Here is a 20911-nt window from a genome sequence, read left to right on the forward strand (position 1 = left end):
CCGTTACTAGACAACGGCGCGTTCTGGACCTCAGATACCCTGCTCGACAAATGGCACGGTCAGAGCCAGCGCGGCGTCCAGGGCTGCAGCATCAACACCGCCACCTTGCGCCATGTCCGGACGACCACCGCCCTTCCCGCCCACTGCCGCAGCAGCCTGCTTCATCAAATCACCGGCTTTGAGTTGGCCAGTCAGGTCTTTGGTTACGCCTGCAACCAGTACAACCTTGTCTTCATGGACACTGCCGAGCAGGATCACCGCACGACCGAGCTTGTTCTTCAGCTGATCTACCAGCGCCAGAAGCGCCTTGCCGTCTTGACCGTCCAGGCGGGCGGTCAACACTTTCACGCCTTTTACGTCCACTGCCGACGATGACAGATCATCACCCGCTGCGCTTGCGGCCTTGGCCTGCAACTGCTCAAGCTGTTTTTCCAGCTGACGGTTGCGCTCAAGTACCGCCGACAATTTGTCGACCAGGTTCTCGCGCGAGCCTTTGACCAGGCTGGCGGCTTCCTTGAGCTGCTCTTCGGCAGCATTGAGGTAAGCCAGTGCGGCGGCGCCGGTCACCGCTTCAATGCGACGGATACCGGAGGCTACACCGCCTTCGCTGATGATTTTCATCAGGCCGATATCACCGGTGCGCTTGGCGTGGATACCGCCACACAGCTCAACCGAGAAATCACCACCCATGCTCAGCACGCGAACGCTGTCGCCGTACTTCTCGCCAAACAACGCCATGGCGCCTTTTTCCTTGGCGGTTTCGATGTCGGTTTCTTCAGTCTCGACCGGGGTATTCTTGCGAATCTCGGCGTTGACAATATCTTCCAGCGCCTTGATCTGCTCAGGCTTGATCGCTTCGAAGTGGCTGAAGTCAAAACGCATGCGCTGGCTGTCAACCAAAGAGCCTTTCTGCTGAACGTGCTCGCCCAGAACCTGGCGCAAGGCGGCGTGCAGCAAGTGGGTGGCCGAGTGGTTCAGCGCCGTGGCGTGACGCACATCGGCGTCCACCTGGGCTTCAACGGTTTCGCCCACTTTCAGGCCGCCCGCAGCAACCACGCCGTGGTGCAGGAAAGCGCCACCGGTCTTGGTGGTGTCGCGCACGTCAAAGCGGGCAGCACCCGCCTGCAGGTAACCGCAATCGCCGACCTGACCGCCCGATTCGGCATAGAACGGGGTCTGGTCGAGAATCACCACACCCTCGTCGCCTTCGTTCAGGCTGGCAACCGACTGCCCTTCTTTATACAGCGCAACCACCTTGGCCGAGGCCTGGGTAGCGTTGTAACCGACAAACTCGGTCGGCACGTCGACTTTGACCAGGGTGTTGTAGTCCAGGCCAAACGAGCTGGCCGAACGGGCACGCACACGCTGGGCTTCCATCTCGCGTTCGAAGCCTTCTTCGTCCACGGTCAGGTTGCGCTCGCGGGCGATATCGGCCGTCAGGTCCATCGGGAAGCCATAGGTGTCGTAGAGCTTGAACACTACGTCGCCAGGCACCACGGTGCCCTTGAGCTCAGCCAGATCCAGCTCGAGGATTTTCAGACCCTGCTCCAGGGTCTTGGAGAACTGCTCTTCTTCAGCCTTGAGCACGCGCTCGATATTGGCCTGCTCGCGCACCAGCTCCGGGAAGCTGGCACCCATCTCGGCCACCAGGGCCGCGACGATCTTGTAGAAGAAATTGCCGGTAGCACCCAACTTGTTGCCATGACGGCAGGCGCGACGAATGATGCGGCGCAGCACGTAGCCGCGACCTTCGTTCGATGGCAGTACACCGTCGGCGATCAGGAAGCTGCACGAACGGATATGGTCCGCTACCACCTTGAGCGATGCCTGGCCTTCGTTGGCGCAGCCGATCGCGTCCGCCGCTGCGGTCAGCAGGCTCTGGAACAGGTCGATATCGTAGTTGGAGTTGACGTGCTGCATCACCGCACTGATCCGCTCCAGGCCCATGCCGGTGTCTACCGACGGCGCTGGCAACGGATGCAACACGCCATCGGCGGTGCGGTTGAACTGCATGAAAACGTTGTTCCAGATTTCGATGTAACGGTCGCCGTCTTCGTCTGGCGAGCCCGGCGGGCCACCCCAGATTTCCGGGCCGTGATCGTAGAAAATCTCGGTGCACGGGCCGCACGGGCCGGTATCGCCCATGGTCCAGAAGTTGTCCGATGCATACGGCGCGCCCTTGTTGTCGCCGATACGGATCATGCGCTCGGCAGGCACGCCGACGTCCTGGGTCCAGATGTCGTAGGCTTCGTCATCGCTGGCGTAGACGGTCACCCACAGCTTGTCTTTGGGCAGCTTGAGAACACCGGTCAGGAAGGTCCAGGCGAAATTGATCGCATCTTTCTTGAAGTAATCGCCAAAGCTGAAATTGCCGAGCATTTCAAAGAAGGTGTGGTGACGGGCGGTGTAACCGACGTTTTCCAGGTCGCTGTTCTTGCCGCCGGCACGCACGCACTTCTGGCTGCTGGTCGCTCGGGTGTAGGCACGTTTTTCTTGACCCAGGAAACAGTCCTTGAACTGGTTCATCCCCGCGTTGGTGAACAGCAGGGTCGGGTCGTTATTAGGGACCAAGGAGCTGGAAGGGACACGGGTGTGACCTTGCTCCTCGAAGAAGCGAAGGAAGGCTTCACGGATTTCTGCGCTTTTCATAGGTTCTTCCACGGAGGCTGCGGCCAGAGGCAAGTAAATCACGTCAATCGACAGTGCGACTCGCAAAGGGCCGCATTATATCGGCCCTTCGCCCCGGGTACAGCGTGTTTATACGATAGCGACAAGCAATTGGACGGATTGAACGCTTATTGAAGGGAAAACTCGGCAAAAACCGCTATCACCTGCTCAATCTGGCTGCGACTGACATCCATGTGCGTCACCATTCGCAAGCGCGGCGCGGCACTGAGCCTGATCCCCTGGCCGGCCGCAAAGGCCTTGAGTGCCTCAGCACGCTCACCGACCTGGACGTAGACCATATTGGTCTGCACCGGCTCAACCTCATAACCGGCAGCACGCAGGCCCTCGGCCAGCAACTGGGCATTGGCATGGTCATCGGCCAGACGCGCCACCTGATGATCCAGTGCATACAGCCCGGCAGCCGCCAGTTGACCGGCCTGGCGCATGCCGCCCCCGACCATCTTGCGCAGGCGTCGGGCGCGGGAGACAAGCTCGGCGGTGCCGCACAGCACCGACCCCACGGGCGCGCCCAGGCCTTTGGACAGACAGACCGATACCGAATCGAAATGGCGGGTGATATCACCGGCGTCAACGCCCAGTTTGACCGCCGCGTTGTACAACCGCGCGCCATCAAGATGCAGCGCCAGGCCGTGCTCGCGGGTCAGGCGGCCGGCCGCTGCCAGGTACTCGGTGGGCAGCACCTTGCCTTGCATGGTGTTTTCCAGCGCAAGCAGGCGGGTGCGGGCAAAGTGGAAGTCATCCGGTTTGATCGCGGCAGCCACCTGTTTCAGATCAAGCGAGCCATCGGCCTGCACCTCCAGCGGCTGCGGCTGAATGGACCCCAGGACCGCCGCCCCGCCACCTTCATACTTATAGGTGTGAGCCTGCTGACCGACGATGTATTCATCACCGCGCTCGCAATGCGCCATCAAGGCCAGCAGGTTGCTCATGGTGCCGGTGGGCACAAACAGCCCCCTGGCAAAGCCCAGGCGCAATGCCAGCTCGGATTCCAGTTTGTTCACCGAAGGATCTTCGCCATACACATCATCGCCCATAGGCGCATTTGCCATGGCTTCACGCATGCCTGGGGTGGGTTGGGTCACGGTGTCACTACGAAGATCGATAACAGACATGGCATTGGCCTCGGCAAGGTTTGATCAGTGTTGAATGCTAAACGTGCGATTCCCGCCAGAACAAGCCTACTCTGCAGCGATCGACAATATTCGGATGCTCACGTAGGAATTACCTTATTAATGAAATGGAAAAACTGATAGCTATTAGCAAAAAGCATCAATGCATACTCGAAAAATATGTGATACAAAATGTCCGCCGCCAGAAAGGCTGGTGGCAACGTTCTCAGGGCGGGGTGCGACTCCCCACCGGCGGTAATTGCGCGCAAAGCGCATAGCCCGCGAGCGCTTGGCACATTCTTGAGCTTCGGCCAGGAATAAACCAAGGTCAGCAGACCCGGTGTGATCCCGGGGCCGACGGTCATAGTCCGGATGAAGAGAGAACGGGATTGGCGCCAAAGGGCCGTCAACCAGGCGGGATAGTGGCGATGCCGTATGGCCGTGCGCTGCCCTCCTGAACGTACCCTTTAATCCCATTCGATTCATATGCCCTGTTTTTCACACAAACAGGAATCTGAACATGCAACCTACAGCTATTCACCACAACGAACGTGTCGCATTTATCCAGGCTTCCTGGCACAAAGAGATTGTCGACCAGAGCCGCAAGGGCTTCCTGGCCGAAATGCTGGTGCTGGGCTATCAGGAAAGCGACATCGATTTCTTCGAAGTCGGCGGCGCATTCGAGATCCCGCTGCACGCCAAACTGCTGGCCAAGACCGGTCGTTACGCCGGAATTGTCGGCGCCGCACTGGTCGTGGATGGCGGCATCTACCGTCACGACTTTGTTGCCCAGACGGTCGTCAGCGGCCTGATGCAAGTACAGCTGGAAACCGAAGTGCCGGTGTTCTCCGTCAGCCTCACGCCGCACCACTTCCACGCCGGTGAGGAGCATCAGAAGTTTTTCTTTGAGCACTTCGTGCACAAAGGCCAGGAAGCCGCCCGGACGTGCGTAGACACACTGCAGAAAATCCGCACCATCAAGCGCATGGATACCCAGCAAAAACGCGCGGTGTAATGCCTGATTCCCCGGCCAGCCCTGAAACCAGGCTCGCCGGGGAGCACACCATAAACATGTAACGCACACATAAGCCATCCAGGCGTTTCAATTGTCGATACAGGTGCCCGGTCACCGATGACATTTGAACTTGACGCCCAGGAGCATCTCTTATGTGCCCAACCCCGCCCCCAGTAACAACTACCCCTCTGCCAGCCCCTCATCATTTCGAGTTTGACGGCGGTGCCCAGGCCCCGCTCGAAAGAACCGAAACAACGGTTTCACACCCCCTGCCCCATGTGACAGAGAGCACCACACAAAGCATTCTTCATATTGGCGATAACGCCACCCTCGTGCGCTACGTCACTGAAGGCGTCCTGTACCCCCGCCCCATTGACCGCCTGGTCTTCCGTGCCTCGGTGGCGCGGGCATCCATTTGCGTCACCAAGGGCGACAACGACTCTCTGCTGATCGACCTGAACCATGAGCGCTATCGGATAAAGCCTGCAAGTGCAAAGCAGATCATCGAAATTCATACCTTGAACGGCAACGATACGGTTTACATCGCCGACACCCTGAAAAACACCTTTCATATCGAAACCGGCCCCGGCAATGACACCGTCGTGACCAGCAGCGGCAAGTCCACGGTGCTGACCGGTACTGGCGATGACATGGTGATGACCCGTAGGGGCACCAGCTACGTAGACACTGGAGATGGCAATGACATCGTCAACGCCAATGGCACGGGCACAACCGTTGCCTACACGGGCAAAGGGGCAGACTTTTTTCGTGGCGGGGCCGGCATGGCCTTTATCGACGCAGGAGAAGGTGACGATGTAGCCGTCGGAGGCCAGGGCCACAGCATTCTATGCGGGGGCGACGGCGATGACCTTATTACAGCCGGAGCGGGCTCCAATGTGATCTATACCGGCCAGGGCCAGGACATCCTCAATCAAATAAAAGACAGGGACAAAGTATTCACCGACAGCGAGCCCACCTATATCGCCGAAGGCAGAATCACCCCGCACAAAAAGGTCGCCAATACATTTATTGGCAGCCCAATCCCCCTGCCGGAATCAGGGCTGATTATTCAAGGCAGCGAAGAGTTTATCGTAAGGGTTCAGGATGACTTGAAGCTATTGCTGAGCTCCGGCAACGGGAGCCAGCTACTGCGCGAACTGACAAAAAGTATTCGTAAAAGCCAGAAACCCATCACCATCGCCGAACTCAAGCAGGTAAATAACGGCCTATACATACCCAATCTGGGTGATGGCCGGTCTTTTATTCAGGTCGGGATGGCAGGTCTGCCTGATTTCGGAGGAACGGTGTACTACAACCCGGCATTTTCCACACCCGGCGCGATACCGCTTACCTCTCTGTACCACGAGCTATGCCACGCCTACAACTTTGTCACGGGCACACGATTTTTAGGCGCAAGCCCCGACGGGCATCAGGGAACCAAGCAAGCTGCGCTGGTGAAAAATGATGAACTGCAGGCCGTGGGCTTACCTTGCAACACAGAGCCCTTTGACTTCGATAAAGACCCTGCAACCCCTGCCCTCCCCACGAACCCGGCACAGTTCAGCGAAAACGGCATACGCGAAGAACTGGGGCTGCCCCTGCGCAAAACCTATATCTATTACTCGGATGATTAACCCTGTGGGGCCAGGGTTGTCGGTTCGATAATGATACCGGCGCGCAGGCCATTTTTGACTTTAGGGTTGGGAAAGATGATCCGCGCACCCTCTTCTTCAATAATCCAGCGGGTTTTGCCAGCGTCTTGCGCCAGCAGATAGCCCTTGGGCAACTCGCTGAAATTTTCGATATCGGCAGGCAAGTGCAGGATAAAGGCATCACTGTGCTTGATGACTTCACGCGCCACACTGAACAACTGCAAACCCTCGAGCGAAGCATCGGCCAGTGCTGGCTCGCTACCCTCGATCATCTGCTGCAAACGCTGCTCCAGACGTTCGACATTGACTCCGCCGTTCTGCCCGAAAGGCCGGGCCTTGCCCAACTCAAGGGTAAACGCCTCGGCGCCCAAGCGATCGTAGGTATAGGCACTGAACACAATGGAGGGCTTGTTTTGCAACAGCACCGCTTCCATCCCGGCCGCACGCAAGCGCGACAGCTCTTCGCGAGAGTGGCTACGGCCCTCCTTGAAGGGATACAACGCAAACTGCTCGATCTTCGACCCTCGAATGGCCGTGTGCAAGTCGTAGTGCAGACGAGTACGCCCGGGAGGGCTGAAAAAGGTTTCAGCCAGGTGCTCAAGCTCGCAAGCACGCAGGGCTTCGGGGCCACTGCTGCTTTCGTGACGGCCGTTGAACAGCCGGTTAAGGTCTTCCTCGACAAAACGTGCGCCAGTACGCATGGCGCCGGGGTTGCCGAACAGGAACAGAATTCGCGCACGGGGCTTGATAGTACCCCGTGCAATGGCCTGCAACAGGCGATCAAGCAACTCGATCGGCGCTGTTTCATTGCCATGGATGCCGGCTGACAACAACAGATCCATACCGTTGTCACGAGCCTCGGGCGGGCGCACTTCAAGCGCGCCTTCGGTCAGCCAGCGCATCCGCACGCCGTCGACAGTCAGTTGAGTTTTCTCGGCCGGTTCACGTCCGGCCAAGGTCAGTTCAAGCAGTTTGCCGAGAGCGAGCATAGAACTTCCTTATCAGTGGTTGCAGTCCGGACCGTGTACGTGACCGTCTTCATCATCGCCCAGATCAGCCGGTTCCATTTCCAGTTGCAGGCTCACAAGGTTAGTCGCCAATGGGCGCAGCAGCAGGTTGGCGTATTCGGCATCGCCTTCTTCAACGTCTACACCGATCAGCAACTGGCCACGGCCGTCCTGCTGGATCCACAATTCCTTGCCCTGCCACATGACGGCAACGCGCGTGCAGGACGTTTCCAGCTGGGTACCGTCGGTGTCTTCAAGGATCAGCTTCAGGGTATCAGTCATTTCATCGCTCTCATTGGGGTGTGAAGGTGCGTGCCCGGCGTCAACTATCGCCCAGGCACAGCGCCTTTCAATTGATCTGGAAGGGGTAAACCGCGCCCAGTTTAAGGATTTGCGTCAGTTCATCCAATGCCGTGCGGCATTCAAGCAGCAATTGTGGATCAGCCAGGTCACTTTCGCGCAAAGCATCACGATAATGTTTGTTCACCCAGACCGTCAGGGTGTCGTACAGCGCCGGGGTCATGATCACGCCGGGGTTGACGGCCGCCAGCTCGGTTTCGTTGAGCGCGACCCGCAGGCGCAGGCACGCCGGACCACCGCCATTCTGCATGCTCTGCTTGAGGTCGAACACCTTGACCTCACGGATCGGCCCGCCAGCGGCCGTCAGCCCTTGCAGGTACTGCCATACGCGCGGGTTGGCACGACACTCTTCAGGCACGATCAATAGCATCGAGCCATCGGCGCGGCTCAGCAGCTGGCTGTTGAACAGATAAGAGCGCACGGCATCTTCCACGGCCACCTGATCACGGGGCACGCTGATCGACTGGAAGTTGGCGCCGCGGGTCGCCAGCTTGGCCTGCAACTCGGCCAGCATCTGCTCGGTATTGAGGAAAGCATCCTGGTGATGGAACAACAGTTCACCATTACCCACGGCGATCACGTCGTTATGAAACACACCCTGGTCAATGACCGCAGGATTTTGCTGGGCAAACACCACACCCTCCTCGCTCAGGCCATGCAGGCGAGCCACTGCCTGCGAAGCCTCGAGGGTCTGGCGCGCCGGGTATTTTTGCGGTGCCGGGTAACGACTGTCGAACGCACTGCGGCCGAACACAAAAAACTCGACACCGGCCTCACCATAATCGCGGCAAAAACGCGTGTGGTTGGCTGCACCTTCATCGCCAAATTGCGCCACTGCCGGCAAAGCCGCGTGGTGGGCAAAATGCTCCTGATCGGCAAACATCGCGCCCAGCACGCGACTGGTGGTCGGGTGCTCGATGCTACGATGATATTTGCAATTGAGGTTGGCGGCGGTGAAATGCACGCGACCGTCAGCGGTGTCGGCACTGGGGCTGACTGTGGCCGCATTGGCTACCCACATGCTCGAGGCCGAGCAGCTGGCGACCAGCAATGGCATGGCCTCTTTGGCGGCGCGCTCGATCACCTGAGCATCAGTTCCGGCAAAACCCAGGCTGCGCAAGGCAGCAACGTCCGGACGCTCTTGCGGGGCCAGCACGCCCTGGACAAAGCCCATGTCCATCAACGCTTTCATTTTTTCCAGGCCTTGCAGCGCAGCTTCCTTAGGGTTGGAAGCCTGCTGGCTGTTGCTCTGGGAAGCGACGTTGCCAAACGACAAACCGCCATAGTTATGGGTCGGCCCCACTAAACCGTCAAAATTGACTTCAAAAGACTTCATCAGCGAGGCTCCGGAAAACGGTTATAAGTCATACAGCACCTGTGGGAGCGAGCCTGCTCGCGAATGGCCTTTAAGGTTTTCGCGAGCAGGCTCGCTCCCACAGGGTTGAGATAAGCGTTACGACATCCGCACGCCCGGGGTCAGCGCTGCTGGCAAAGCCAGGGTCGGCGTTTCAAGGGAAGCCACCGGGTATGCGCAATAATCCGCCGCGTAGTAGGCACTGGCGCGATGATTGCCCGACGCCCCGATACCACCAAATGGCGCACTGCTCGCCGCGCCGGTCAATTGTTTGTTCCAGTTGACGATACCGGCGCGGCTTTCGAGCCAGAACTGCTGGTAACGCGCTTCGGAATCCGACAGCAACCCGGCCGCCAGACCAAACGCCGTGTTGTTGGCTTCAGCAATCGCCGCATCAAAGTCAGCGTAGCGAATCACTTGCAGCAATGGCCCGAACAGTTCTTCGTCCGAACGATCGCCAACCTCTGTCACATCGATAATGCCCGGCGTCAGCAAGGCGGCATTGCTGTCTGGCTGGTGCATTTCCAGCAAGGCCACAGCCCCCGACCCCAGCAACACTTCCTGGGCATCCATCAAGGCGCGCGCTGCGCCAAGGGAAATCACCGACCCCATAAATGGCGCCGGCTGCTGATCGAAAGCACCCACTTCGATGCTCTGACTCACTTCAACCAGGCGCGTCAGCAGGCTGTCGCCCCATGCGCCTTGCGGCACCAGCAAGCGGCGGGCACAGGTGCAACGCTGCCCGGCGGAGATAAAGGCCGACTGGATGATGGTGTACACCGCTGCGTCCAGGTCCTCTACCTGATCGACCACCAGCGGGTTGTTGCCACCCATTTCCAGAGCCAGGATTTTGTCCGGGCGCCCGGCAAATTGCTGGTGCAGGGCATTGCCGGTGCGGCTCGAACCGGTGAAGAACAACCCGTCGATACCCGTGTGCGCCGCCAGGGCGATACCGGTGTCGCGTGCGCCCTGCAGCAGGTTGAGCACGCCCGCAGGCAGACCCGCTTCGATCCAGCACTTGACCGTCAGTTCGGCGACTTTAGGGGTCAGCTCGCTCGGTTTGAATACCACGCTGTTACCCGCCAGCAACGCCGGAACAATGTGCCCGTTGGGCAAATGACCGGGGAAGTTGTACGGGCCGAAAACAGCCACTACACCGTGAGGCTTGTGACGCAAAACGGCCGTGGCATCGCCCAGCGGTCCACTTTTTTCACCCGTGCGCTCGCGGTAGCTCTGTACCGAAATCGCCACTTTATTGATCATGCTGGTGACTTCGGTAGCCGACTCCCAGAGTGGCTTGCCGGTTTCTTCACCGATGCAGCGCGACAGTTCGTCGGCGTGGTTTTTAAGGCTTGCGGCAAACGCTTCGAGCACACTCAGGCGCTGCTCGAAAGTCTGTTTGGCCCACTGCGGGAAAGCCTGGCGCGCAGCCTTCACGGCGGCATCCACTTGCCCGGCATCGGCGCCCTTGCCAGCCCAAAGCACGTGTTGGGTAACCGGGTTCAGCGACTCCAAAGCCTCGCCCTGCCCGCTCTGCCAGGTACCTGCGATATACAACGTACTCATTATTTTGACTCCCGTGGGGCCACTGACTGGGCGGACAAGGCAACGGCGCGCACCTGGTCGCCCGCGCTCAGTTGCAGGCGTTTGGCGGTCAGCGGGTCGACCACCAGGGTGCCAGCAGCCAGCCGCGCAGGGGCGGCCGTGATGCGGCAATCTTCGCGTTTGCGGTTGTGCATCAGATAAGGTGTTGCGTCGTCACCCGGTGTGCCAATAGCCAGCACCAGCGCTTCGCTGTCGCGCACTGCGCGGATCTTGCTGGTTTCACACTCAACCGCCGGGCCTGCGTCAAAAATATCGACGTAGCCCTGATAACTGAAGCCTTCGCTTTTAAGCATGTTCAAGGCCGGTTCGGTGTGGGTATGCACCTTGCCGATCACCGCTCGGGCATCTTCGGACAGGAAACAGGTGTACACCGGGAACTTGGGCATCAACTCGGCGATAAAGGCTTTGTTGCCCACGCCGGTCAGGTAATCGGCCTGGCTGAACTCCATTTTGAAAAAGTGCCGGCCCAGGCTTTCCCAAAATGGCGAGCGGCCACTTTCATCGGACATGCCGCGCATTTCGGCAATGATCTTGCTGCCAAACAGCTCCGGGAACTCGGCGATAAACAGCATCCGCGCCTTGGCCAGCAGGCGGCCATTGAGCCCGGTACGGTAATCGGCACTCAGGAACAATGAGCACAGCTCGGAGTTGCCGGTCAGGTCATTGGCCAGAAACAGGGTCGGGATTTCGCGGTAAATATTCAACTCTTGAGAGGCGCTGACCGTCAGGCCCACACGGAAGTTGTACCAGGGCTCACGCAGACCGACGGCACCGGCAATGGCAGAAATACCCACCACTTTGCCATCGTCGTTTTCGAGCACAAACAGATAGTCCGCATCGCCACGCTCGGCTTCGCCACGGAAGGTTTTCTCAGCCCAGGTGACCCGATGCAGCAAGCGCTCTTCGTTGGCCGGCAAGGTGGTCAGGCCGGTTCCGGTGCTGCGTGCCAGCTCAATCAGGGCCGGTAAATCGCTGTTGCGTACAGGACGAACGATCATGCTATCTCCTTGGACGGGGGTCGCTGACGACCCCCGCGAAACTCGCTCAAACGCGTTATACCGCTACCACTCGTACGCTGGCACCTTCGCCAACACCAAGTGCTTCGGCCGCTTCCAGATCCAGCGTGACCGGTTTGCCCGGCGCCCAATCCAGCTCCAGCAATACGGCGCGGTAATCCTGTAGCTGGGCATTGGCCACCAGATACTGACGTCCACCGCCTGTGCTCAGTGCGCCGATCTTGACCGGAACCACGCGGCTCTGGGCGATTGAGCGGATGCCCGAAACCCGGGCATGCAAGGTCGGGCCACCGTCGAAAATATCGATGTAGTGATCGGTCTCGAAACCTTCGCGCATCAGGATGTCAAAGGTGATCTGCGCACGCGGGTGGACTTGCCCCATGGCCTCTTGGGCGGTGTCAGGCAGCAGCGGCACGTAAATCGGGTAATGCGGCATCAGCTCGGCAAGGAAGGTGCGGCTTTTAAGCCCGCACAGACGCTCGGCGGCGGCATAGTTCAAGTCGAAGAAGTTGCGACCAATGGCGTCCCAGAACGGCGAGTCGCCATTTTCATCGCTGTAGCCAACGATCTCGGTGACCACGGAATCGGCAAAACGCTCCGGGTGGTTGGCCACAAACAGCAGGCGGCCACGGGAGTTGAGTTCGGACCAGGCCGACCCCACCAGTTCCGGGACCACATAAAAACTGGTCAGCAGGCTGTTACCGGTCAGATCATGGCACTGCGACAGGACGTGAATCTTGTTGTGAATCTTCAGTTCGCGGGAGGCGTGCACGAACGTCTCGTTACGGAAGCTGTAAAACGGCTCCGAATAACCGGCCGAGGCCACGATCGCCGAGCACCCCACCAACTTGCCGGCAGCGGTGTCTTCAAGGACGAAAAAATAGCTTTCTTCGCCATTGAAGCTCACTTCGGCAGCGAACGAGGTTTCAGACGCGGCGATCTTGTCGCGCAGGCGTTCGATATCGTCCGGCAATGAAGTGACACCAATCGGGCTGTCCGCAGCCAGACGCTGTACCTCGCCCAGATCAGCCATTTGCGCAGGGCGCATCACCAGCATGGTGTCACTCCTTAATCCTTGAATTGCATAGAGGGGTATAGGCCGAACAGTCGAGTACACCCGGGCTTTCAACTGTGGGAGCGGGCTTGCTCGCGATGACGTCACTGCGGCGTGACTGACACACCGCGCTGCCTGTATCGCGAGCAAGCCCGCTCCCACATTGAAAGCCCTGTGCATTGAGCCTGGCCCGGCACATTAAATTCGGTTCGACGCCCGGCAAGCCGGGCGTCGAGGTCACACTCAGGCTTGCGTCAGATTCTTTACGGCACGTTCGAAGCGGTTCAGACCTTCTTCGATATCGGCCTCCTCGACCACCAGACTTGGTGCGAATCGAACCACGTCGGGGCCGGCCTGCAGAATCATCAGGTTTTCTTTTTCAGCAGCATTGAAAATGTCTTTGGCGCGACCCTTCCAGGCATCGTTCAGCACACAACCCAGCAGCAGGCCCATGCCACGCACTTGAGTGAACAGGCCGTATTGCTGGCCGATTTGCTCAAGGCGGGTCTTGAACAGGTCATGCCTGGCCTTGACGCCTTGCAGTACCTCTGGCGTGTTGATCACATCAATTACCGCATTGCCGACTGCACACGCCAGCGGGTTACCGCCGTAGGTGGTGCCGTGGGTGCCGACAACCAGATGCTTGGCCAGCGCTTCGGTGGTCAACATGGCTGCGATCGGGAAACCGCCGCCCAGGCTCTTGGCGCTGGTCAAAATATCCGGGGTCACGCCGTAATGCATGTAGGCAAACAGCTCGCCGGTACGACCCATGCCGGTTTGAACTTCGTCAAACACCAGCAACGCATTGTGCTGGTCGCACAGTTCGCGGGCGCCTTGCAGGTAAGCCTGCTCGGCCGGCAGCACGCCGCCTTCGCCCTGGATCGGCTCCAGCACCACTGCGCAGGTCTTGTCCGAAATCGCCGCTTTCAGCGCATCAAGGTCGTTGAACGGAACATGAGTAATGCCGGTGATTTTCGGACCAAAACCGTCGGAGTACTTCGACTGCCCGCCCACGTTCACGGTGAACAGCGTGCGGCCGTGAAAGCTGTTGAGCGCAGCGATGATTTCGTACTTCTCGCTGCCGAAACGGTCATGGGCGACACGACGGGCCAGCTTGAAAGCGGCTTCGTTGGCTTCAGCGCCCGAGTTGCAGAAGAACACACGCTCGGCAAAGGTCGAGTCCACCAGTTTTTTCGCCAGGCGCAACGCCGGCTCGTTGGTGAACACGTTGGACACATGCCAAAGAGTATTCGCCTGCTCAGTCAAGGCACCGACCAATGCCGGATGCGCATGGCCAAGAACGTTAACGGCAATGCCGCCCGCGAAGTCGATCAGCTCCCGACCGGCCTGATCCCATACTCGGGAACCGGCACCACGCACAGGAATAAAGGCTGCTGGCGCGTAGTTGGGAACCATGACCTGGTCGAAATCGGCGCGTTGCACCGGGGCTTGCTCAACGGACATCGGAGTCTCCTGAAGAGGAACGCCTGCCTAAACTGGCGAGCGATGGGGGGATTGTAGGGACACATCGGGAGCACGCCTTGTCGCCAAGCGACAACTTCTTATAGCGCCAAACCACGATTTACAAAGGCATTACGACAATGCGACATATTCCGTCACAAAGGCGCAGTTTAAACGCTGGGGCGTCTTTGCGGCAGCACTCTGGCGCGCTGATTTGCCCGGAAAACGCGAGTTTTTGCCGATCACCGCCGGATCTGTACGTATGGGTGCTAAATATGTATGGATTGATCGCTGATTGTTGATGCAAAGCCTCCGCCAGCCAGCAAATATTTGCGCTTTTTAACGGGCTCGTACTGGCGGATCTTGAAGGTACTCCATCAGGACATTCGAGTACCGGACATGCCCGATCCAACACCTCTTGCGCCCCTGAAACCGCCCCCTGAAAAAGGGTTAACAGCGGCGAACCGACTCCAGACCATCCCCCACTTCACGACCATTGCCGAGGCCATGCCGCCCTGGGCCACGTCCCTGGGCCGACCGACCCTGAACGCATTGAAAGGGACGTCCCCCAGCCTTCACCCAACCTTGAGGACCCTCACGCCCGCTCAGGGCGACACCTTGCGCAAAACGTTTGCAGCGCGATGGGCCGCCCGCAACGATGTTGAAAAAGACCTGGCAAGGGTCGTAGATGTTCACGGGTTTGCGGCGCCCTTGCTGAACAACCTTATTAAACGCCAATATCAGCTGGACCTGGATGTACACAACACCTTTATCAATCTGTATATCCCGAACTACCTGCCTGTCATCGGCCTGCGCGAAAGCGGTACCACGACCTGGCGCGTGTCCCTGCTAGACGCGGCCCTGCACAACTTTGAACTGCATGAAACCCTGCCCTATGCCTACCTCTCAGGCTCGGGGTATATCAGCCGCCCCGATGCTCAGGGGCATTTCAAGCAGCTCAATCACATCACCGAGCACATGCCCGTCCAGGCGTTCACGGCCTTGTGCCGAACACTGAATCTGGGCGCCCGCTACAAGGACCATCTCACGCGCCATCTGGGTCTTGACGATCATGGCAGGCAGTTAAGGCTGAAAAACAAAATACTGGACAGTCAACGCGCCGACCTGAAGGCCGATCTGACCTACGCCGTGATGACCAGACAGATCGGCCTGCCCCTGTATGAGTCACTGGATGCCTTTCTCATAGGCCTGGACAACCGTTGGCTGACCTATCGCCTGACAGTGCTCTCCCTCGACATCGAAAGCCCGCTGATCTTCATGCCGGTACATCAACGATCGGTAGTTGCGTACATACCCCACGACCCCCTGCATCCGGTCAAGGAATACTCATCGATCGGCGAGTGCATGGCGCATCTGACCGAACGCCTGAAAAGCACTTCCTACCAGCATTTCTTCAGCCGCTTCGTCGCCCACGACCGATTGGGGGCTTTTCTGGAGGGTCTTAAAAGAACCTACTGGCAGGTCATCCCCGACACCCCCATCGCACCAGGCGCAACGCTACCAGACGCACTGGTTGCGCAAACCCTGATACCGATCGAAAAACCCGCAATTGAATACCTGCTGGTGCCGATACCTGATGACCTCTGGGAAACGCTTTACAGCAGGCAACTGGCAAAAATTTTCAACGATGCCAAAAGCCTCGCCGTGTCGACCGATGCCGAAGACCGCAAAACACGTGAGGCACGCCTTGAACGCCTGAAAGGCATTGGCATGGCACTGCTGAATGCCGCAGCCTTTGTCATCGTGCCTTTTGTACCTGTCGTCGGCGAACTGATGCTGCTGCAAATGGCCTGGCAACTGCTGGACGACACCTATGAGGGTATCCACGACTGGGTGCAAGGCAAGACCACTGAAGCATTCGAACACCTGTTCGGGGTGCTGGAGAGCGGTATCCAGGCAGGTTTTTTTGCGGCGGGCACAAAAGTGCTGGGAGGCTTGCTGCCCAAGCCATCCGCCTTTGTACAAGGCATGAAACCTGTCACCTGCAACGATGGCGCCACTCGATTGTGGAACCCTGACATCAGCGCCTACCACCACGACCTGGCCCTGCCCGAACACCTCGCGTCCGACGAACTGGGCCTGCAGTACCACCAGGACAAAACACTGCTGACCCTCAGTTCCGGGCAGCAAGCCCGACACACGCTGGTACTGGACAAGACCGAAAGCGCCGGCCCTTATACCTTGCGTCACCCGACACGGCCCCACGCCTACGGCCCCCGGATGCAGCACAACGGTGAAGGCGCCTGGCTGATGGAGGGTGAGCGCCCGCAAACCTGGCAAGGCTCGATCCTTATGCGTCGGCTCGGCCCTGTCGCCGAGGGCTTCAGCGATGCCGAGCTGGAAAAGCTGCGAATTATCAGCGGCACCGATGAAGGCGTGTTGCGAAGGGTTCACCTGCATAACGAACGGACTCCGCCTCTGCTCAAAGACTGTATGGCACGACTGAGGATCCAAAAACAAAATATCGAGGACATCACCCGTATTCGCCAAGGGCGAGCCCTTTCAACCAGGGGGAACTGGCTGGAAAGCCTGCCCACCGAATTACCCGGCTGGCCGCCAGACAAAGCCCTGAATGTCTTTGTCGATGAAACCCTCAGTGGCATGGCCCATGTCTACGGTGCCCCCGAGGCACTCCCCGAGGACTCTCTCAGGATTTCTCAGCAGGACATCAAGAACGGCAAACTGTGGCCCCTGATTGTCGACAACTTCAACACGCCACAACTCGATGCCCTGCTGGGCCCGCGCGCAACAAAGACAGAAGCCGTCAACACCCTGCAGACCAAGGTGTCCGACTACGCCCGGCAACGACGGGAAGACATCTTCGACCATCAGTACGCCAGGGAGCGCCAGACAAAAAACCCGGCAGCGCGATTGATAGAAAGCACCTTTGCGCACCTGCCCGCCCCTGTCACCCAAGCGCTGCTTGAGACCACCAGCACGCTCGAGAAAACCACCCTCCTCGAGAATGGCAGAATCCCCCTGAGGGTAAAAAATCTGGCCACCGAGCTGGAACACCAAACCCGCATAGCTCACGCCCAGGAGGGACTGCTTGAAGATGACCTGCTGACTCCAGACGGCGAAAAACTGGCCATAAACACCCTGAAAACCTACACCGATGCGATCCACGACCTTCATCTCGAGGTGCGCGATCTGGTCGTTGACGGCACCTTGCGCTGCAGCCATGCCCCCAAGGACGCCAGGCACACCCGAATACTGGTTCGTAAAGGTCCGGACGCCTATGAAACCTACGATGGCGAGCATGCCCTGCTGCATCCAGCCTCGCGCTTTCACGGTGCGCTGATGAAGGCGCTCCCCGAACGCAACAGCGAGCACCTGAAATCCAGGTTCGCCATTGGCCAGAACTTCAAACAATGGCTTGCAGATAAGTACAGCGCCCCCGGTGAAATCCGAACGGCACTTGACCTGCCATCCCCGGCAGCTTGCGTGGCAACCGAAAGCGAAACCCTGTTGCGCGGCGCCGCCAGCAGCCGGGTCAATACCACGCCTGCAGCCAATCCCTTGCAGGAACGGGTCAAGGCCCTCTACCCCTATCGAAATAGCGACGAGATAGCGTTAATCACGGCGCGAATCGACAGCGAGCAGGCCCTTGAACACCTGCGCGCCACCGAGGAGGAAAAAGATCAGCTTTTCGAGACACTGGACAACTGGATCAGCGCTGCGATCGGCGTCACCACCGACAACGCATTGCCACCCAACCTTCATGGTTTAAGGCGCCTGATAGGCTCCAGAATAAAGAACTCCTGGCTATCGGCCGACAAGGTCCATATCAACCAAACAGGACAGGCTGCCATAGTGGCCGAACTGGACTTCAGCAGCACCCTGTTCGGGCATGCCGGCACCGACAGCCTGGTTTTAAGCCGCCCCCTGAGCCATGTAGGCCTGCTGAGGCTCGACGATTGCAGCTTTTCCCCAAACCAGGGCGACTTCCTGACCTACTTTCCCAATCTGAAGGTACTTTCGCTCAACGCCAACGACCTTGAAACCCTGCCCGAGACACTCGATACACTGCCGCACCTCAGGTCGCTGCACCTTGCCCATAACCGCCTGACCCTTAACGCCGGGATGCAGAGTCAGCTCAAGCACCTTACCCGTCTTCAACACCTTGATCTGGGTCACAACCCTCTTGGCAGCCCTTTGGCCGTGGGGCATATGCCCGAACTCAGGACACTGGTACTGGAGAACACCCGCATCACTCAATGGCCCCCGGGGTTGTTCGACCAGCCACGACCGAAGGCTTTCAAATTGAACCTGCTGGGCAACGAGATCCATACCGTGCCCGACTACCCCGATCAATCGGCCGAATCCTGGTTGATTGCCAATGCCCGCCTTGAACGCCAGAAGCTCGACCTGGAGAGTCAGGACCGTGTCACTCAGTATCGCCGCGCCCTTGGCCTAGACCCTCATCGCACTTATCCGCCACGAGGGTCAGAACAAAGCGCTTTCTGGTTGTTCGGCCCCCCCGGGTCACAGGTGTCCATGCAAGAACTCTGGGAGACCCTTGAGCACGAGCATGGCTCACAGGGCTTTTTTGAAGTCATCGCCCGAATGGAAATCCCCCCGGACGTATTTGAAACACCCTCTGACCAAATTGCCTATCAGGAAGGCCTGGGAGATTTGGCGCAGAAAGTCTGGCGCTTGATCGATGCTGCCAGTAACGACACCCGCATGCGCGAGCTACTGTTCACCATGGCCAGTTCGCCCACCAATTGCGCCGACGCCGGCGCCCAGATATTCAATGCCATGGGCCTGGAAACTATGGCCCATGAGTTCTATAACGCCCGAAGCACACCACTGGAACTGGAAAAAAACCTGATAACGCTGGCACGCGGCAAGGCCCGGCTGGCCAAGATCGGTGACATTGCCAGGGCTGATGTCGCGCAACGCGTCAGGCCTGTCAGTGAGGGCGGCCAGGGCTTGAGGTTTACCAGCGAAGTGATCGATGGTGCGCCCGGAACGGTCGACGAAGTCGAAGTCCACACCGGCTACCAGACCCGGCTGAGCACAAGCCTCGAACTGCCCTGGGTACCCAACTACATGGTCTACAGGATGACTGCCCAGGTGGGCGATACGGAGTTTGTCAGGGCCTATCGCCTGATTCATGAGGGCGAAGCCGGTGACGGACTGGTCAATCAGATCCTTGATGTGCCCTTCTGGGAGACCTACCTGAACAAAACTTACGCCTCGGAACTGGACGCCAACGCCAGCCTCTTCGAACAGAAGGCCGAGTGGCTCGAGCAGCTCAGGGAGCTGCAGGATAATTGGGTTCGCTCGGATACGCGCCTGGAGCAGCGCCATGCAGGGCAGCGTGTCGAGCTGCAGGAACTCGCCCTAAAACTGGCAGTGCCTGAGCCTCAGGTATTCACCTCCGAGCCCATGAATGACAGGTTCTACTACCGGATCTACAGCCAGATCGCCGATGAACGCAAAGAGCTCAGCCGGCAGTTGACCCGTCAGGCTCTGACCAAAGCCAGGCTGACCTGACCTCAGCCGCGCTCGGCCGGGGCCGAAGACAACTCGAAAGGGCTGCTGCTACGGCGCTGATTGCGATCTTCACGGGGAGTCGCACCAAAGAAGTTGCGATAGGCGCTGGAGAAATGCGGCCCCGACGAGAAACCGCAGGACAAGCCGATCTGGATGATCGACTTGCTGGTTTGCATCAACATCTGCCGGGCTTTATTCAGGCGCAGTTCGAGGTAGTACTGACTCGGCACGCGATTGAGGTACTGCTTGAAGATACGCTCCAACTGACGACGGGAAACGCACACATGCTGGGCGATTTCGTCGGTGGTCAGGGGCTCTTCAATATTGGCCTCCATCAGCAACACAGCCTGGGTCAGCTTGGGATGGCTGGAGCCAAGACGGTTCTGCAGCGGGATACGCTGACGCTCACCGCCTTCACGGATGCGCTCGACCACCAGCTCCTCGGACACCGCACCGGCCAGTTCGGCACCATGATCGCGAGCCAGCACCGCCAGCAACAAATCGAGTACCGACAGCCCGCCGCAAGCGCTCAGGCGATCACGATCCCAGTCGAACAAATGACTGGTGGCGATTACTTTGGGGAAGCGCTCGGCGAAATCGTCCTGCCAGCGCCAGTGCACGGCCGCACGGTAGCCATCCAGCAAACCCAATTGCGCCAGCGGGTAGACACCCGCCGACAGCCCGCCAATCACGCACCCTGCCCGCACCAGTTGCTTGAGCGCACTGCTCAGGGCCGAGGTCAGGGCGGCAGGCGGCTCATCCGCCAGCAAAAACAGCTTTTGGCAACCTTCAAGCTTGCCGTTCCAGGGCTCACCCGGCAATTGCCAGGCTCCTTCAAGCGGTGCCTCGGCCTGCAAGAACAACAACTCGTAGACGACTTCAGGATGCACGCGCTGGGCAACACGCAACGCTTCCTCGGCCAGCGCCAGAGTCAAGGCTTTGGTGCTGGGCCAAATGAGGAAACCAATTCGATGGGCGGTCATGGCGTGCTATCCGGAACGAAAACGGGAATAAAACCTGTGCACCCAGCCTGGGCCAGCTACGCGGGATGCGGAGCATGACCTATT

General features: G+C 58.9%; 13 protein-coding genes and 1 riboswitch. Of the genes, 3 read left to right on the forward strand and 10 right to left on the reverse strand.

Going from position 1 to position 20911, the window contains the following annotated elements; all coding sequences use genetic code 11:
- Nucleotides 1-30: 30 nt before the first annotated feature.
- Both alaS and ltaE read right to left on the reverse strand, forming a co-directional pair.
- Nucleotides 31-2649 carry an alanine--tRNA ligase gene (gene alaS / locus ACP7BE_RS16250; RefSeq protein ID WP_095019219.1) on the reverse strand — a complete coding sequence of 873 codons (2619 nt, stop codon included), beginning with the start codon at nt 2647-2649 and terminating at the stop codon, nt 31-33.
- Nucleotides 2650-2795: 146 nt separating this feature from the next.
- A complete protein-coding gene (gene ltaE / locus ACP7BE_RS16255) occupies nt 2796-3800 on the reverse strand; it encodes a low-specificity L-threonine aldolase (RefSeq protein WP_095020872.1) in 1005 nt (334 codons plus the stop codon).
- Between the two features lie 215 nt (nt 3801-4015).
- Nucleotides 4016-4186: riboswitch (FMN riboswitch) on the forward strand.
- A gap of 131 nt (nt 4187-4317) precedes the next feature.
- Here ltaE and ACP7BE_RS16260 point away from each other — a divergent pair.
- Entirely contained in the window at nt 4318-4812 is a 495-nt protein-coding gene (locus tag ACP7BE_RS16260; protein WP_095003366.1) for a 6,7-dimethyl-8-ribityllumazine synthase, read from the forward strand.
- A gap of 518 nt (nt 4813-5330) precedes the next feature.
- Nucleotides 5331-6446: a M91 family zinc metallopeptidase gene (locus ACP7BE_RS16265; RefSeq protein WP_426106526.1), complete on the forward strand. Its 1116-nt coding sequence runs from the start codon at nt 5331-5333 to the stop codon at nt 6444-6446.
- On the opposite strand, the gene astE is transcribed toward ACP7BE_RS16265, so the two are convergent.
- The 7 genes from astE to ACP7BE_RS16300 form a co-directional block, all read right to left on the reverse strand.
- Entirely contained in the window at nt 6443-7453 is a 1011-nt protein-coding gene (gene astE, locus ACP7BE_RS16270) for a succinylglutamate desuccinylase (RefSeq protein ID WP_095003229.1), read from the reverse strand. The genes ACP7BE_RS16265 and astE overlap by 4 nt on opposite strands.
- 12 nt (nt 7454-7465) lie before the next feature.
- Complete coding sequence (locus ACP7BE_RS16275; protein ID WP_003440880.1) at nt 7466-7753, reverse strand: hypothetical protein; 288 nt, start codon at nt 7751-7753, stop codon at nt 7466-7468.
- 67 nt (nt 7754-7820) lie between these two features.
- Nucleotides 7821-9167 (reverse strand): N-succinylarginine dihydrolase, encoded by a 1347-nt coding sequence (gene astB, locus ACP7BE_RS16280; protein WP_095003230.1) that lies wholly within the window; start codon nt 9165-9167, stop codon nt 7821-7823.
- Between the two features lie 117 nt (nt 9168-9284).
- The gene (gene astD, locus ACP7BE_RS16285; protein ID WP_176465210.1) at nt 9285-10754 is read right to left on the reverse strand and encodes a succinylglutamate-semialdehyde dehydrogenase; all 1470 of its coding nucleotides are present in this window, start codon (nt 10752-10754) and stop codon (nt 9285-9287) included.
- On the reverse strand, nt 10751-11788 hold the full coding sequence (gene astA, locus ACP7BE_RS16290) for an arginine N-succinyltransferase (protein WP_095003232.1): 1038 nt from the start codon (nt 11786-11788) through the stop codon (nt 10751-10753). The genes astD and astA overlap by 4 nt, the downstream gene beginning before the upstream one ends.
- A gap of 55 nt (nt 11789-11843) precedes the next feature.
- Nucleotides 11844-12863 carry an arginine/ornithine succinyltransferase subunit alpha gene (gene aruF / locus ACP7BE_RS16295; protein WP_095003233.1) on the reverse strand — a complete coding sequence of 340 codons (1020 nt, stop codon included), beginning with the start codon at nt 12861-12863 and terminating at the stop codon, nt 11844-11846.
- Nucleotides 12864-13103: 240 nt separating this feature from the next.
- A complete protein-coding gene (locus ACP7BE_RS16300) occupies nt 13104-14324 on the reverse strand; it encodes an aspartate aminotransferase family protein (protein WP_095019710.1) in 1221 nt (406 codons plus the stop codon).
- Nucleotides 14325-14939: 615 nt separating this feature from the next.
- Here ACP7BE_RS16300 and ACP7BE_RS16305 point away from each other — a divergent pair.
- Entirely contained in the window at nt 14940-19844 is a 4905-nt protein-coding gene (locus ACP7BE_RS16305) for an NEL-type E3 ubiquitin ligase domain-containing protein (RefSeq protein ID WP_426106530.1), read from the forward strand.
- A 2-nt stretch (nt 19845-19846) separates the two neighbouring features.
- On the opposite strand, the gene argR is transcribed toward ACP7BE_RS16305, so the two are convergent.
- Nucleotides 19847-20827: a transcriptional regulator ArgR gene (gene argR, locus ACP7BE_RS16310; RefSeq protein WP_095003236.1), complete on the reverse strand. Its 981-nt coding sequence runs from the start codon at nt 20825-20827 to the stop codon at nt 19847-19849.
- Between the last annotated feature and the right edge of the window lie 84 nt (nt 20828-20911).

Origin of the sequence: Pseudomonas sp. TWR1-1-3, assembly GCF_049896805.1 — a bacterium.
Classification (GTDB): Bacteria; Pseudomonadota; Gammaproteobacteria; order Pseudomonadales; family Pseudomonadaceae; genus Aquipseudomonas; species Aquipseudomonas bubulae.